At 37.6% G+C, this 14,587-nt stretch carries 13 protein-coding genes; 10 read left to right on the top strand and 3 right to left on the bottom strand.

What is annotated here, in order from left to right; all coding sequences use genetic code 11:
* Window positions 1–208: 208 nt before the first annotated feature.
* Window positions 209–913, bottom strand: a complete 705-nt coding sequence (locus tag FH508_RS15840; RefSeq protein WP_139860175.1) for a response regulator — start codon at window positions 911–913, stop codon at window positions 209–211.
* Window positions 906–3,617, bottom strand: a complete 2,712-nt coding sequence (locus FH508_RS15835) for a sensor histidine kinase (protein ID WP_228134115.1) — start codon at window positions 3,615–3,617, stop codon at window positions 906–908. The genes FH508_RS15840 and FH508_RS15835 overlap by 8 nt, the downstream gene beginning before the upstream one ends.
* Window positions 3,618–3,879: 262 nt before the next feature.
* Between FH508_RS15835 and FH508_RS24145 the strand changes: the two genes are divergently transcribed.
* From FH508_RS24145 to kdpC, 4 genes are read left to right on the top strand one after another with little or no spacing between them, the layout of a single operon-like run.
* Window positions 3,880–3,960, top strand: coding sequence for a hypothetical protein (locus FH508_RS24145; protein WP_370635738.1), 81 nt, complete (start codon window positions 3,880–3,882; stop codon window positions 3,958–3,960).
* Window positions 3,961–3,982: 22 nt separating this feature from the next.
* A complete protein-coding gene (kdpA, locus tag FH508_RS15830) occupies window positions 3,983–5,677 on the top strand; it encodes a potassium-transporting ATPase subunit KdpA (protein ID WP_172772053.1) in 1,695 nt (564 codons plus the stop codon).
* A gap of 15 nt (window positions 5,678–5,692) precedes the next feature.
* Window positions 5,693–7,756 carry a potassium-transporting ATPase subunit KdpB gene (kdpB, locus tag FH508_RS15825; RefSeq protein ID WP_172772052.1) on the top strand — a complete coding sequence of 688 codons (2,064 nt, stop codon included), beginning with the start codon at window positions 5,693–5,695 and terminating at the stop codon, window positions 7,754–7,756.
* A gap of 12 nt (window positions 7,757–7,768) precedes the next feature.
* Window positions 7,769–8,410: a K(+)-transporting ATPase subunit C gene (kdpC, locus tag FH508_RS15820; protein ID WP_172772051.1), complete on the top strand. Its 642-nt coding sequence runs from the start codon at window positions 7,769–7,771 to the stop codon at window positions 8,408–8,410.
* An 88-nt stretch (window positions 8,411–8,498) separates the two neighbouring features.
* Here the strand turns inward: kdpC and FH508_RS15815 are convergent, their stop codons facing one another.
* Window positions 8,499–9,554, bottom strand: a complete 1,056-nt coding sequence (locus FH508_RS15815) for a 2,3-butanediol dehydrogenase (RefSeq protein ID WP_172772050.1) — start codon at window positions 9,552–9,554, stop codon at window positions 8,499–8,501.
* Window positions 9,555–9,853: 299 nt separating this feature from the next.
* On the opposite strand from FH508_RS15815, the gene FH508_RS15810 reads away from it, so the two are divergent.
* From FH508_RS15810 to FH508_RS15785, 6 genes are all read left to right on the top strand, one after another.
* A complete protein-coding gene (locus tag FH508_RS15810) occupies window positions 9,854–11,155 on the top strand; it encodes a DEAD/DEAH box helicase (RefSeq protein WP_139860784.1) in 1,302 nt (433 codons plus the stop codon).
* 12 nt (window positions 11,156–11,167) lie between these two features.
* Window positions 11,168–12,061: a deoxyribonuclease IV gene (locus tag FH508_RS15805; protein ID WP_139860786.1), complete on the top strand. Its 894-nt coding sequence runs from the start codon at window positions 11,168–11,170 to the stop codon at window positions 12,059–12,061.
* Window positions 12,062–12,245: 184 nt separating this feature from the next.
* Complete coding sequence (locus FH508_RS15800; protein WP_217270137.1) at window positions 12,246–13,034, top strand: lipid II flippase Amj family protein; 789 nt, start codon at window positions 12,246–12,248, stop codon at window positions 13,032–13,034.
* Between the two features lie 69 nt (window positions 13,035–13,103).
* Entirely contained in the window at window positions 13,104–13,454 is a 351-nt protein-coding gene (locus FH508_RS15795; RefSeq protein ID WP_172772048.1) for a VOC family protein, read from the top strand.
* Window positions 13,455–13,669: 215 nt separating this feature from the next.
* A complete protein-coding gene (locus FH508_RS15790) occupies window positions 13,670–14,173 on the top strand; it encodes a DUF6773 family protein (RefSeq protein WP_172772047.1) in 504 nt (167 codons plus the stop codon).
* 14 nt (window positions 14,174–14,187) lie between these two features.
* A complete protein-coding gene (locus FH508_RS15785; RefSeq protein WP_024362980.1) occupies window positions 14,188–14,382 on the top strand; it encodes a helix-turn-helix transcriptional regulator in 195 nt (64 codons plus the stop codon).
* The last annotated feature ends 205 nt before the right edge of the window (window positions 14,383–14,587 follow it).

Raw genomic sequence — 14,587 nt, 5'->3', positions numbered from 1 at the left:
TGAAAATCGGATAGCTTTTTGCAATTATGTACATGTCCCAACAAAACTGCTAAGTGAGAAAGTTATATGTGAAAGCAGTAATTAATAAGTACAAGGCATAGCTCCATAGAGTTGGAGCCATGCGTACGGATTTTTACCGTAGAGAACCGTAGAGAAAAGTAGTTGTTATAGTTGAATAGCGTATTTGATAGTGCAATTTGATCTAACGTTATTCATCATCATTCACTCGCAGCATTCTATATCCAACCCGAACGTGAGTCTGAATATACTTTGGTTGTGAGGGATTCTCTTCTATTTTCTTTCGAAGAGTTGCCATAAATACTCGAAGGCTTGGAACATCTGACTGGAGAGCATTTTGCCATATCTCCTTCAATAAAAAATTATGTGTAAGTACTTTGCCAACATGCTTGGATAGAACAACTAAAAGTTTATACTCAATAGGTGTCAAGTGCACTTCCATCGCGTTAACAAACACGGTGTTTGCCACGTAATGTATTTCTAATTGTCCATTAACAAACACTGCTGACTCTGCTTCTAGCTGATGTTCGCTACTTATTCTTCGTAATGCTACACGTATACGCGCAAGTAGCTCCTCCACGCTAAAAGGTTTTGTGACATAGTCATCCGCACCAGCATCTAATGCGCTTATTTTATCGAGTTCTTCACCGCGGGCACTTACAACAATTATGGGCGTTTGGGTCCAGCCGCGTACTTTTTTAATAAAGTCTATCCCATCCATATCAGGTAAGCCTAAATCAAGGATAATGACATGGGGCTTCAACGAGATAGCTTTTTGTAATGCACTAGAACCATCTTGTGCTATATCGAATTCGTAGTGCTGAGTAGTTAAGGTCATTCTAATTAAATTGCCGATTGCTACATCATCTTCTACGACTAAAATCCGCTTATTCATTTATACGGACAACTCCTTTTTTTAAAGTAAAACGAAAGATGGTTCCAGTCGGATAGTTTTTTGCAACTTCTAATTCACTATCATGTAATTTTAAAATTGTTTGACATAGTGCTAACCCTAAGCCTAAGCCCCTTCGACTGTCACTACGCTGAACTTTACCTGTTATAAACGGCTCGAACAGTTTTTCTTTTAGCGAATCGTCAATACCTGGTCCATTGTCAGTGATACTAATGTCAACAAACTCGTCTCGATCTTTTGCAATGAAAGAGATGGCACTACCTGCAGGTGTATAGGTTAATGCATTATCGATTATATTTATAATTACTTGAATCATTAGGCGTGCATCCATCAATGCCATAAGTAATTCAGGCTCTACATGATAAGAAATGTTATGTGTATTGTCACGTGGAGTAACATGCAGTAACGCCTCTTGAATAATATCCTCCACAAGCTCTAATTGCATCTCTAATGCAAATTGACCATCTTCTAACATCGAAACTGCCAGTAGGTTTTCAACCATTTGAACAAGCCATTTTGAGTTCTTGTATATATCTTCGTATAATCGTGTTTTTTCAATTTCAGGAATATGCGCTTTATTTGTTAACAGGATATCTGCATTTCCAGAGATAGTTGTAAGCGGTGTTCGTAAATCATGAGAGATAGCACGTAAAAGGTTAGCTCTCATTTGTTCAAGCTCCGCTTCCCTTGCAACTTGCTCATTTAAACTTTGCAAATACCATTTATCGAGAGCGAATGAAAAATCATTCAAAATAGCATGTAAAATATCGCGCTCAAATGCGGGGAGAGGTGCTTGCTTAGAAAGAGCAATTCCTACAATACCCTTAACGTTTCCACTTGAAATAACAGGTAAATAATAGCCGTTCACTTCAGGGAAAATATCTGTTGATATACCAGCAAAATGTTTATTATTAATGACCCAATGTATTACACCTAATTCATTAGTATCTTGAAAGAGTGATGCTACGTTAGTATTCTCCATATTAGATAGACTTGTTGTTGGGAAAAAAATAGAGTTAGTAATTATTTTTTGCTCTATTTCAAAAAATTGTACAGGTCTTTCTACTAATTTAACAATCTGTGTCATGCCTTCCGTAATGATTTCTTCGATAGATTTGGCGTGTTGTAGTTTGCGATTTGTTTCTAGTAAAACTTCCATTCGATATGATTTACGAACAGCAACGATTGCCTGCTCTTTTATCTTTTTTGTTAAGCTACTTGTGATTATGCCAGAGAAAAACATAATGAGAAAAGTAATAGGATAATCCCGATGATATGCTTCAAGGGAAAATCGTGGCTCAGTAAATAAAAAGTTAAATAGAAGTACAGCTACTGCAGAGCTAATAATGTTCATTAGCCAGCCTGACGACCATATCGCAAGGATTAGCACAGTGAGAATGTAAATCGTAATAATATTGGATTCACTAACTCCTATTGTAAAGAAAAATAAAGCTAAAATAGAGCCTAAGAGAAACACTACTGCCATTTTTATTAAATCCAACCATTCAATCGTTAGTCGATTTCGAACGCCAGTAGGCACATACAATCGTTCATTTTCTTGATCTGGAACTATATGCATAGTTAAATTCGGTGCAAATTCATTGAGCCTGTCACTGATTTTCGCATGTGGCAGCCACCATTTCTTTTTCAAAGCAGTTCTGCCAATTACTAGCTTTGTGACCCCACTTAAATGTGCATAATTGGCTAGTGCAGCTGCGATATCATTCTCTTGAACGATTACAACATGGCCGCCAAGTTGCTCGGTCAATTTCATATGTTGTTGCAATCGTTCATCATTTGCTTTGTTAAAACTACTTTCTTGCACCTTTTGCACATAAAGCGCAGTAAATTTGCCATGTAATGCTTGAGCAAGTCTTGCGGCAGTGCGAATAACTTTTGCATTAGTCGGGGAGCTGCTAATACCTACTAAAATATGTTCTTCAATTTGTTTCGTTTGCCTAATCGATTCGCTATCATTTATCTGTTTGTAATTAACCGTATCTGCAGTCCTGCGTAAGGCAATTTCTCGAAGTGCAACTAAATTTTGTTTGCGAAAAAAGGAAGCTAATGCTTTTTCAGCTTGTTGTTTGTGATAGATTTTTCCTTCTTTTAAACGTTGAATTAACTCATCTGGTTCAATATCCACAATCTTGATAAGTGCTGCTTGATCAATTAAATAATCTGGAATGCGTTCTCGCACTTGTACCCCCGTAATTTCTTCAACCACATCATGCAGACTTTCAATATGTTGAATATTTACAGTTGTATATACATGGATACCTTTCGCAAGTAATTCTTCTACATCCCCAAATCTTTTTGTATGACGCATAAGTGGAACATTTGTATGAGCCAACTCATCGATTAGTACGATTTCTGGTTTGCGTTGCAATACTGCATCTATATCTAGTTCTTGAAAGTTTTTCCCTTTATAATGCAAATTTCTAGTCGGTATTTGCTCAAGTCCGTCAAGTAATGCTAATGTCTCTGGACGTGGATGTGGCTCAATATAGCCAATTACTACATCTTTGCCAAGTTTTTTTGCTAGATGTGCTGCATCTAGCATGGCATACGTTTTACCTACGCCAGCAGCATATCCGATAAAAATTTTTAGTCTCCCTACAGTTGCTTGCTCCTGATGAATTCTTGCTAAAAATTCTTCTGGAGTGGGGCGCTCATTTTCCATCATCCTTCACCTCATTTGTATTATAGCGTTATCTGACATTAAGAAAGTGTAAAGATTTAACCCCTTTATCGTTTCTTAATACAAAATTCAATTTCCTAACACTACATTAATTTCAAAGTCAGTATGATGAAAACATCAAATGGAGGGAATGGTGATGTGAATTGATGGACTTTTATATGATTGGCTTATTAATCATTAGTTTTGCCAGTCTATATGCGTTAATCATTTGGTGCTACAAATTAGTCGAAGAGTAGGGGGAATCGCTATGGGCATTGTTATTGGAATTATATTTATCTTACTTTTTGGATATTTAGGGTACGCCCTCTTATATCCAGAAAATTATTAATAGGATGCAGGAGGAATAGCGTATGTGGCAAATAGCCATTGTTTGTATTATTTATTTACCGCTTGTTATCCTAATGGGCCATTATCTTTTTCATGTCACAATGCATAAAAAAACATGGCTCGATCCAGTGATGGATAAAGTAGATGGTGTCATTTATAAATTATGTGGCGTAAAGCAAGTGGATATGACTGGAAGACAATATGTGCTGTCGTTAATTATGTCGAATGCTTTTATGGTGTTCATTGGCTATATGCTATTGCGCATACAATCTTTTTTGTTGTTAAACCCTAATGAAATTGAAAATATGGAGGCAACGCTTTCCTTTAATACGATCATTTCATTTATGACCAATACAAATCTGCAGCATTATAGTGGTGAATCAGGTTTAAGTTATTTGTCACAAATGCTCGTCATTATTTTTATGATGTTCACATCGGCAGCGACAGGCTATGCAGCATGTATGGCGTTTTGCCGACGTCTAGTAGCCAAAAGTGATACTTTGGGCAATTTCTATGTAGATTTTGTACGGGTGATTACACGTGTATTAATGCCCATTTCAATTGTGGTTGCCATTATTTTAGTATGGCAAGGTTCACCTCAAACATTAAGCGCCAATAAAATCGTACAAACAATTGAAGGAAAGATGCAAGATATTGCACTTGGACCTGTTGCATCCCTTGAATCAATTAAACATGTTGGTACAAATGGAGGCGGGTTTAATGGAGCCAATTCGACGACTCCTTTTGAAAACCCTTCCGTTATATCCAACATTGTAGAAATGCTATCTATGATGTTGCTACCTGGGGCTTGTGTTATAGCATTTGGTTTAATGGTTGCTTATAGAAAAAAGAAAACGATAGTTGGGAAGCAAGGGCTAGCAATCTTTGGTGCCATGTGTATGCTGTTTCTAATTGGGCTAGTAACAGTGTATATAGCTGAGCGTGCTGGAAATCCACTTATTGATGAGCTAGGTCTTACACAGGCACTTGGCAGTATGGAAGGAAAAGAAATGCGCTTTGGTATAGCCCAATCCGCTCTTTTCACTGCTGTCACAACGGCTTTTACAACTGGCTCTGTCAATAATATGCATGATACTTTAACACCGCTTGGTGGACTTGTGCCGATGTTTAACATGATGCTAAACGTTGTATTTGGTGGTAAAGGCGTTGGGCTTATGAACATGATGATGTATGTGCTACTGACGATTTTTATTGCGTGCTTAATGATAGGCCGCACCCCACAATTTTTAGGGAAGAAAATTGAGGAAAAGGAAATGAAGCTTATAGCGCTGTGTATTTTAATTCATCCTGCCATCATTCTGTTATTTTCGGGTTTTGCTGTTGCTACGACAGCAGGTGTGGCAGGCATAACAAACCCAGGTGCACATGGTTTATCACAGGTGCTATATGAATTTGCTTCTGCATCTGCCAACAATGGCTCTGGCTTTGAAGGATTAGCCGATAACTCGACATTTTGGAATGTATCGACAGGGCTAGCGATGTTTTTCGGACGCTATTTAACCATCATAATTCAATTGGCAATTGCTTCGTTACTTGCTAAAAAAATGTTGCATAGCGATTCAATTGGAACATTGAAAACAGATACATCGATGTTTACATTTTTACTAGTTGGCATTGTACTGATGATTGGCGCATTGACATTTTTACCAGCATTGGCACTTGGTCCAATTACAGAGCATTTACAAATACATTCCTAATGAGGAGGGACATAAATGGAAACTGGAAGGAAAAGTTTTATTTCGAGCGAAATAATCAAGCATTCCATGATCGGTGCGTTGAAAAAATTTAATCCACTATATATGATCAAAAATCCTGTAATGTTCGTTGTAGAGAGTGGATTTATTTTAGTGTTATTGTTATCGTTTTTCCCCCATTTACTTGGGAGCGGGGAAGGGGAGCATGAGCGACTCTATAATGCTATTGTCGCTTTTATTCTCTTTGTCACGATTTTATTTGCTAACTTTGCAGAGTCTATAGCAGAAGGGAGAGGGAAGGCTCAGGTACAAACATTAAAAAATACAAAAACAGTAACACTGGCACGAGTTCTTTTAGCGGATGGTTCGGAAATAATGAAACAAGCACATGAGCTAAAAAAGGGAGATAAAGTTTTAGTTCAAGCGGGGGAGGTCATTCCGAACGATGGCGAGGTAATTGAAGGGATTGCGACTGTCGATGAATCGGCCATTACAGGGGAGTCGGCACCTGTTGTGAAAGAACGAAGTGGTGACTTCTCATCTGTTACAGGAGGAACGACTGTCACTAGTGATTGGCTTATTATTGAAATTACATCACTGCCAGGAGAGTCATTTTTAGATAAAATGATTACGCTAATAGAAGGGGCAAGTCGGAAAAAAACACCTAATGAAATCGCGTTAAATACTTTGTTAGTAAGTTTAACGATAATTTTCTTATTGGTTGTCGTGACATTATATCCAATGACTACTTATTTAAATGTGCATATTTCCATGGCAACATTAATTGCACTGACAGTTTGTTTAATTCCCACGACAATTGGTGGCTTGCTTTCCGCCATTGGTATTGCTGGAATGGACCGTGTGACACAGTTTAATGTCATTGCGATGTCGGGGAGAGCTGTGGAAGCGTGCGGTGACGTAGACACCCTAATATTAGATAAAACAGGAACAATCACTTATGGCAATCGCATGGCATCTGAGTTTTTACCTGTAAAGGGAGTAGCGCATCTAACATTGATGCAAACTGCATGGCTTAGTTCCTTAACTGATGACACACCTGAAGGAAAATCTATCTTATCGTTAGCATGTGATTTAGGTGTGAATACGACAGATGCACAACATATTATTAAATCAAGTGAGCATATACCGTTTTCTGCACAAACACGGATGAGCGGATTAAATTTGCAGGATGGCACTCAAATTCGAAAAGGGGCTTATGATACGATTAAACAAGAAAGCATTGTTGCAGGGCATTCAATCCCTCAAAATTTGGAGCAGTTAGTCCATCAAGTATCTTCTGTCGGAGGGACGCCACTTGTTGTGTCGATGAATCATAATATTTTAGGCGTAATCCATCTTAAAGATGTTGTCAAATCTGGTTTAAAAGAACGCTTTGAACAGTTGCGGGCAATGGGCATTAAAACAATTATGTGTACAGGAGATAATCCCTTAACAGCAGCAGCTATAGCCAAAGAATCAGGCGTGGATAGCTTTATTGCTGAAAGTAAGCCTGAGGATAAAATAAAGGTCATAAAAGACGAGCAGGCACTAGGGAAAGTTGTAGCGATGACAGGAGACGGAACGAATGATGCACCTGCATTGGCGCAGGCAAATGTTGGTCTTGCTATGAATTCAGGTACGAATGCAGCGAAAGAGGCTGCGAACATGGTAGATTTAGACTCAAATCCAACTAAAATAATAGAAGTTGTAGAGATTGGGAAGCAATTATTGATGACGCGTGGCGCACTTACTACATTTAGTATTGCAAATGATGTTGCGAAATACTTTGCGATTATCCCTGCCATGCTGATGGTGGCAGTACCAGAAATGAGCTCACTTAATATTATGCAACTCGATTCACCGACAAGTGCCATCATTTCTGCTTTAATTTTTAACGCGGTTATTATTCCGTTATTAATTCCTATAGCGATAAAGGGTGTAAAGTATAAGCCGATGAGCGCTGCAAAATTATTACAGAAAAACTTGATCATTTATGGAATTGGTGGCATCTTTGCTCCCTTTATTGGAATAAAGGTGATTGATTTACTAATAGGGCCACTGTTATCCATGCTTGGGCTATAGGAGGGACATGACATGAATCGATTTTGGAATAATGCAAAGCAAGCGTTATTTGTATCATTAATAATGTTTGTAATATGTGGTTTAATTTATCCTTTTACTGTGACAGGCATTGCACAAGGACTATTTAACGAGCAGGCAAATGGAAGCATTGTTGAAGTTGATGGTAAAGCTGTTGGTTCAGAATTATTAGGGCAAGCCTTTACATCACCAGCATTTTTTGGGGGACGTGTTTCTTCTATTAATTATAATGTGTATGAAAAAGAAGATATTGTACCAGATGAACATGGAGCAACTGTCTATGGAGGAGTTAGCTCAGGTACCTTTAACTATGCACCTTCCAATCCAAAATTAATAAAACGAATCGATGAAGACATTCAAGCATTTTTAGAGGCCAATCCAACAGTAAAACGACAAGAGATTCCTGCTGATTTAATGACAGCCTCAGGGTCAGGCTTAGATCCACATATTAGTGTGCAAGCAGCACAAATTCAAATAAACCGAATTGCACATGTAAGTGGCCTGTCAGTAAAGGAAATTGAAGAAATTGTAGAGGTTCATACAGAAGGACGCACGCTCGGCATATTTGGAGAAGAGAAAGTAAACTTTTTAATGGCGAATTTGGAAATTTTTAAAAGGATGAAGCAATATGAATAGGATATAAAGTGCTAATATAAAAGGCAGATAGAGAAAAGGGGATAGCATCATTTTCTCTATCTACTTGTAAAAGAAATGATACGGAGTTTTATCCTTGTGCGTTAACAAGAATTTTAATATGATTTTTCTCCTTTAGTAACGCTTCAAAGCCTTCTGTAACAATATCATCAAGCCCAATCCGCTTTGTGACAAGCTTGTCTGCTAGGAAGTAACCTTTTATCATTAACTCCATAACGGATGGGAAGACATCACGATAAGCCATAACTCCTTTTACGGTGCGCTCTGAACGCACAATAATATTAGGCTGTATAGAAGCGACAGATTCCCAAATAGAAACGATTATTGTTTCGCCTTCAAAAGTAGTGGAGTCAATGGCTTGTTGTAAAACGTCTGGTGCGCCTGTTACTTCAAATGCTACATCGACACCGCCATCTGTTAATGCATGAATACGCGTAACTGCATCCTCTTCCTTTGGATTAATAACAGCGGTTGCGCCCAATTCCATCGCTTTTGCAGCACGTTCGGCTGAAAGTTCCACAGCGTAAATTTCGGAAGCTCCAGATGCCCGTAATGCATCAATCAAGAGGAGACCAATTGGCCCTGTTCCAAAAACAGCTGCTTTATCACCAACTTTTAATTTACTTTGACGTACTGCGTGTAAAGCGACTGCTGCTGGTTCTACAAGTGCACCTTGTTCATAGGATAGCCCTTCAGGCATTTTGTGCACCATCCGTTCATCTACCATTGTATATTGTGAAAAGCCACCGCCGCCGCCGGAAAGTCCATGGAAACCAAGGTGCTTACAAATATTATACTTTCCCTTCCTACAAGCAGCGCATTCACCACAGGCTAGAGTTGGTTCGATTACGACTGCATCACCGATTTTTACCTTTGTGACCCCTGCGCCAACTTCTACTACCTCGCCTGAAAACTCATGACCCATAACAAGTGGATAAGTATCACTTCTATCATGATGGAGTTGTTTGACTGGAATAAAGATAGGTCCAACTGTATACCTATGTAAATCGCTGCCACAAATTCCTGCCCAATGTACTTTAATTTTTACTTTTCCAGATGCAATGGTAGGCTCTACAATATTTTCAACACGGATATCCCTTGCTTTATACCATCTTGCTGCTTTCATGATCTAGCAACCTCCTTATAGTATGTGATATTTTATTTTATCATGTGGAAAATATTCAAATCATTAGTTGGATAAAAATCGACATAAAAAATATAAAAAGTCTATTGGTTTTTTTGCATTATTCACACTTTACATTTTTCATTGCATAATAGTCGCAATTAAAGTAAGTTTGTTAAAGGTTAGCGTTGCATCGATGAAAAAAATAATAGAATTTTGTAAATGCTTATGTTAATAGTAAGGAAACATACCTAAAAGGCCGAATCATGGTACAATGGGAAAGATGTAAGGAGGAACGAATTATGTCAAAATATACTGATTATAATTTTCAGCCATTTTTGCAGGACGCAATTGCAAAACTTGGCTTCACAGAACCAACACCAATACAAAAGGAAATTATTCCGCTAATACTTAAAGGTAAAAGTGCGATTGGTCAAGCACATACAGGTACAGGGAAAACACATAGTTTCCTTATTCCGATTGTGCAACGTATTCAAGTTGACAAGCAAGAAGTACAAGCTGTTATTACTTCGCCAACACGAGAGCTTGCTCAACAGATTTTTGATGCGTTAAATCAATTAATAGAAGGAACAGAGATTCAAGCGAAATTATTTATTGGGGGTACGGACAAACAACGCTCCATTGATAAGTTAAAAACGCAACCACAAATCGTTGTTGGTACACCAGGACGTATTCGTGATCTTGTTTCAGCTCAAGCGTTATTTGTGCATACGGCACCAATTTTAGTGGTAGACGAAGCGGACCTAGCGTTCGATATGGGCTTTATCGAAGAGATTGATGGCTTTGCTTCTCAAATGCCAGAAAAGCTTGAAATGTTCGTATTCTCTGCAACAATTCCAGAACGTCTACAGCCATTTCTAAAAAAATACATGGAAGCACCTGTACACATTCATATGAACGATAAGCGTCCAGTAGCAGAAGGTATTGACTTTGTGCTAGTGCCTGTTCGTTCGAAATCACGCAACAAACGTTTACTAGATGTCATTGAAGGCATTAACCCGTTTTTAGCGGTTATTTTTACTAATACACGTAAAACGGCAGAGCATGTTGCTGGTTATTTAAACGAGCAAGGGATTCGCTGTGGTCAAATACATGGTGATTTAACACCGCGTGATCGTAAAAAAATGATGAAGCAAATTCGTGATTTAGAATATCAATATATCGTGGCAACAGATCTTGCTGCGCGTGGTATCGATATTCAAGGGATTTCACATGTCATTAACTATGAAATTCCAGAAGATCTTGAATTCTTTATTCACCGTGTTGGTCGAACAGCACGTGCGGGTAATAAAGGTACGGCGATTACATTATTTGAGCCTTCAGATGAGGACGCATTGGCTCGTGTTGAGAAAATGGGTATTCCATTTGAACAAAAGGATGTCAAAGACGGTGAATGGTCTGAACTAAAAGAACGTCATGCCCGTAAAAACCGAGTGAAGCACGAAAATGAAATTGATGTAAAAGCAAAATCTTTAGTGCGCAAACCGAAAAAAGTAAAACCAGGCTACAAACGTAATATGAAATGGGAAATGGAAAAAATTAAAAAACGCGAACGTCGCATAAAAGCACGCGGCAAAAAATAAGGAGGCATATATATGTTACTTGGCTCACATGTTTCAATGAGCGGTAAAGAAATGCTACTCGGCTCTAGTAAAGAAGCTCTTTCTTATGGTGCGAACACCTTTATGATTTACACGGGTGCTCCACAAAACACGCGTCGAAAACCAATTGCAGATCTTAATATTATGAATGGTCTATTACACATGAAAGAGCATGGCATGTCCAATATTGTCGTGCACGCTCCATACATTATAAATATTGCAAACACAGAAAAACCTGAAACCTTCCGTCTTGGTGTAGATTTCCTACAATCAGAAATTGAGCGCACGGCTGCATTGGAAGCAACGCAAATTGTTTTACATCCTGGTGCACATGTAGGCGCAGGAGCAGATGCAGGTATTGCCAAAATTATTGAAGGTTTAAATGAAGTGCTTTCACAAGATTATCCCGTGCAAATTGCATTAGAAACAATGGCAGGTAAGGGAACAGAGTGCGGGCGTTCTTTCGATGAGCTGGCAAAAATTATTGATGGTGTTACAAATAATGAGCGCCTTTCTGTATGCTTTGATACATGCCATACGCATGATGCTGGCTACAATATTGTAGAAGATTTTGATGGTGTGTTAAACGAGTTCGATAAGATTATTGGTGTGGATCGTATTAAGGTCCTTCATATAAATGATTCTAAAAATGTTCGTGGCGCAGGGAAAGACCGTCACGAAAATATTGGCTTTGGGCATATCGGATTTGATGCTTTAAAATACGTAGTCCACCATCCTCAATTGATGGACGTGCCAAAAATATTAGAAACACCATTTGTTGCATTAAATAGTGATGCTAAATCAAAAACAGCACCTTATAAATATGAAATTGAAATGTTACGTAGTGGCGAGTATAAACCTGAGCTTATTGACGCCCTACGAGGTTAATTAAACCGTAGACAAACGCAGAGAGATTTGTGTTTGTCTACGGTTTTTTGATAGTTAAATGGCTATAATTCACAGGTATTTTAAGCATTCTGGAACTAATTTAAAATTCAAACGTCTACATGTGAAATAATTGGAAAGTTAAGAGTAGGTATAGAGAGTGGAAATTGTAACGGAAAAATTAATTATGATTGCTTTATTTATTCTCATCATTCATTCAATCGAAACCCTTGCGTATGCAGTCCGTTTATCAGGCGCACGTGTAAGGTTGCTAGCTTCAGCTTTATCGCTTTTTAATGTGATGGTCATGGTTTCGAGGCTAGCGAATATGATGCAGCAACCATTTACAGGAAGTTTGGTGGATACAGCTCCTGCTGACAATGCGTTAGCCTATGTAGAAAACCAATATCGCATTATTATTGGAGCGGCATCGGTAGGAACTCTACTAGGGATATTATTACTGCCAACGTTCGTAGCCATCTTTTCGCGAGGGATAATCCATTTGGCTGAGGAAAGAGGTTCAATCCCAGCGTTATTGAAAAAAGGATTTACGCTTGAATATGTAAGACGTGGAATTAAACATATTCGTAAGCCAAGTTTTTCGTATTTAAAGGGAATTGGCTTAAGAGATATTCCAGTAAAATTATTTGTCATTAACATTGTCATTACAGCGATTTATACGATTGGTGTTTTATCAGCTTTATATGCTGGGTTATTAGTACCAGAATTAAGTAACACTGCTGTTATGGCGTCTGGACTAATCAATGGTATGGCGACGATTTTGTTAATTATTTTTATTGATCCTAAAATTTCAATACTTGCGGATGATGTGATTAACAAGCGAGGTAGCTATTTAGATTTAAAAAGAGCGTCAGTTATGATGATGACATCCAGATTTTTAGGAACGATTTTGGCGCAAGCTTTATTTATACCTGGGGCACATTATGTTGCTTGGTTTGCGAAGCTTATTACTTAATCACTAGAAGGAAATCGCTTTTATAAAGAGAATTGAAATGAATAACGAAAAGATAGGAAGGTGAAATTTATGAATATAAAGGGCTTTGGTGGAATCTTTTGGAGAACAAAAAATTTAGAGGATATTAAACAATGGTACAGTAAAGTTTTAAATATGGAAATCGAAGGCTGGAATGGTGCCATTATTACACCACAAGCAGACAATGAAACAATTTTTTCTTTCTTTACCGAGGATGATGGCTATTTTCCATTAGAACAACAAGTGATGTTAAACTTCCAAGTTGAAAATCTAGATGACAGTATTAAGCATCTAGAGAAATTGGGTGTTCCTTTTGTAAAGGAAAAAGAGGTTAGTGAATTTGGAAATTTCATATGGATTGAAGATCCAGAGGGCAGACGAATTGAGCTATGGGAAAAGTAAACGAATAGAAATTCCTAACGTTAATAGGCAACATGGACATTTTTAAAAAATGAATTTTTAAGGCACATTTTCCACAAGAAAATGTGCCTTTTTCATGTCTTTAAGAGAACTCATTTTGCATTTTGTAAATTATAAATAACTTTATGCAATTTATATATTGCAAAAAGCAATGTTGTTTTATATAATAAAATTAATAAAACGAATGGAGGAAAATTATGGCTGCCAGACAGAAGAAGCAAGTTGATGAACGTGTAAAAAATTTACAAAATAAAATATACAAAGAAGTTTATGTATTGATCATGATTGTATGTTCAATATCGATCTTAATTAAATTCTTTAAAATGGGCGTGTCCTTGGATAATGTATTAACAGAGTGGTTGATTATATTTATATCATCTGTCTATTATTATGTTAGAACGGCATATCTTGGCATTTTAACAGATGAAATAGAGGTTCACGATAGTAATAGCAAAGTCAAATTAGGAACAAAAAATGTACTTATTGGTGTTGTATTTGGTTTAGTTTTTGCAATTATTTTAGGGCTTAACAGTGCATTTAACTACGCAGACAGTACACAACAAGCAATAGAATATTTCTTCGTTGTATTTTTAGTATCTCTACTGATATATGTACCATTTTTTGCAGGGTTTTTGGGATTATCGTATAAGGCTGCAAAAAAGAAAAGTGATCAAGTCGTACAAAAAAATTTAGAAGATTAACAGTGGTGATTAGCATGAAAAATATCCGTTTAAAAATGGCTCGAATAGAACATGATTTGTCACAAGAAGATTTAGCACAAAAAGTAGGGGTTACTCGACAAACGATCGGCTTAATTGAAGTAGGTAAATATAATCCGACTTTAAACTTATGTATTGCAATCTGTAAAACGTTAAATAAAACGTTGGATGAATTGTTTTGGGAAGAGTAAATTAAAGAAAACCTCCATTTTGAACTTTGTCAAAGTGGAGGTTTTACTATATTTGAGGGAAAGCAAAAGTTAAAATTACTGCATTTGTTTTCAAAGAAAAGATAAATACCGCGGTTGATTTCCGCTACGGGCTGGCGCTTTCCGCGGGCACACTGTAAGCCGCAACCCTCGCTAACGCGCGGTTTGTTGCGGCTTACGTTGTGTG

The sequence above is a fragment of the Lysinibacillus sp. CD3-6 genome (genome assembly GCF_006351725.2).
GTDB lineage: Bacteria > Bacillota > Bacilli > Bacillales_A > Planococcaceae > Lysinibacillus.
The sequence above is the reverse complement of the archived record's forward strand: the minus strand, read 5'-3'. Positions and strand labels throughout refer to the sequence as shown.

Coding starts and splice junctions, on each gene's coding strand:
- kdpA (WP_172772053.1), top strand. CDS start 3,983: ATGTGGCAAATAGCCATTGTTTGTATTATTTATTTACCGCTTGTTATC.
- FH508_RS15795 (WP_172772048.1), top strand. CDS start 13,104: ATGAATATAAAGGGCTTTGGTGGAATCTTTTGGAGAACAAAAAATTTA.
- FH508_RS15790 (WP_172772047.1), top strand. CDS start 13,670: ATGGCTGCCAGACAGAAGAAGCAAGTTGATGAACGTGTAAAAAATTTA.
- FH508_RS15785 (WP_024362980.1), top strand. CDS start 14,188: ATGAAAAATATCCGTTTAAAAATGGCTCGAATAGAACATGATTTGTCA.
- FH508_RS15815 (WP_172772050.1), bottom strand. CDS start 9,554: ATGAAAGCAGCAAGATGGTATAAAGCAAGGGATATCCGTGTTGAAAAT.
- FH508_RS24145 (WP_370635738.1), top strand. CDS start 3,880: ATGGGCATTGTTATTGGAATTATATTTATCTTACTTTTTGGATATTTA.
- FH508_RS15810 (WP_139860784.1), top strand. CDS start 9,854: ATGTCAAAATATACTGATTATAATTTTCAGCCATTTTTGCAGGACGCA.
- kdpB (WP_172772052.1), top strand. CDS start 5,693: ATGGAAACTGGAAGGAAAAGTTTTATTTCGAGCGAAATAATCAAGCAT.
- FH508_RS15805 (WP_139860786.1), top strand. CDS start 11,168: ATGTTACTTGGCTCACATGTTTCAATGAGCGGTAAAGAAATGCTACTC.
- FH508_RS15800 (WP_217270137.1), top strand. CDS start 12,246: ATGATTGCTTTATTTATTCTCATCATTCATTCAATCGAAACCCTTGCG.
- kdpC (WP_172772051.1), top strand. CDS start 7,769: ATGAATCGATTTTGGAATAATGCAAAGCAAGCGTTATTTGTATCATTA.
- FH508_RS15840 (WP_139860175.1), bottom strand. CDS start 913: ATGAATAAGCGGATTTTAGTCGTAGAAGATGATGTAGCAATCGGCAAT.
- FH508_RS15835 (WP_228134115.1), bottom strand. CDS start 3,617: ATGATGGAAAATGAGCGCCCCACTCCAGAAGAATTTTTAGCAAGAATT.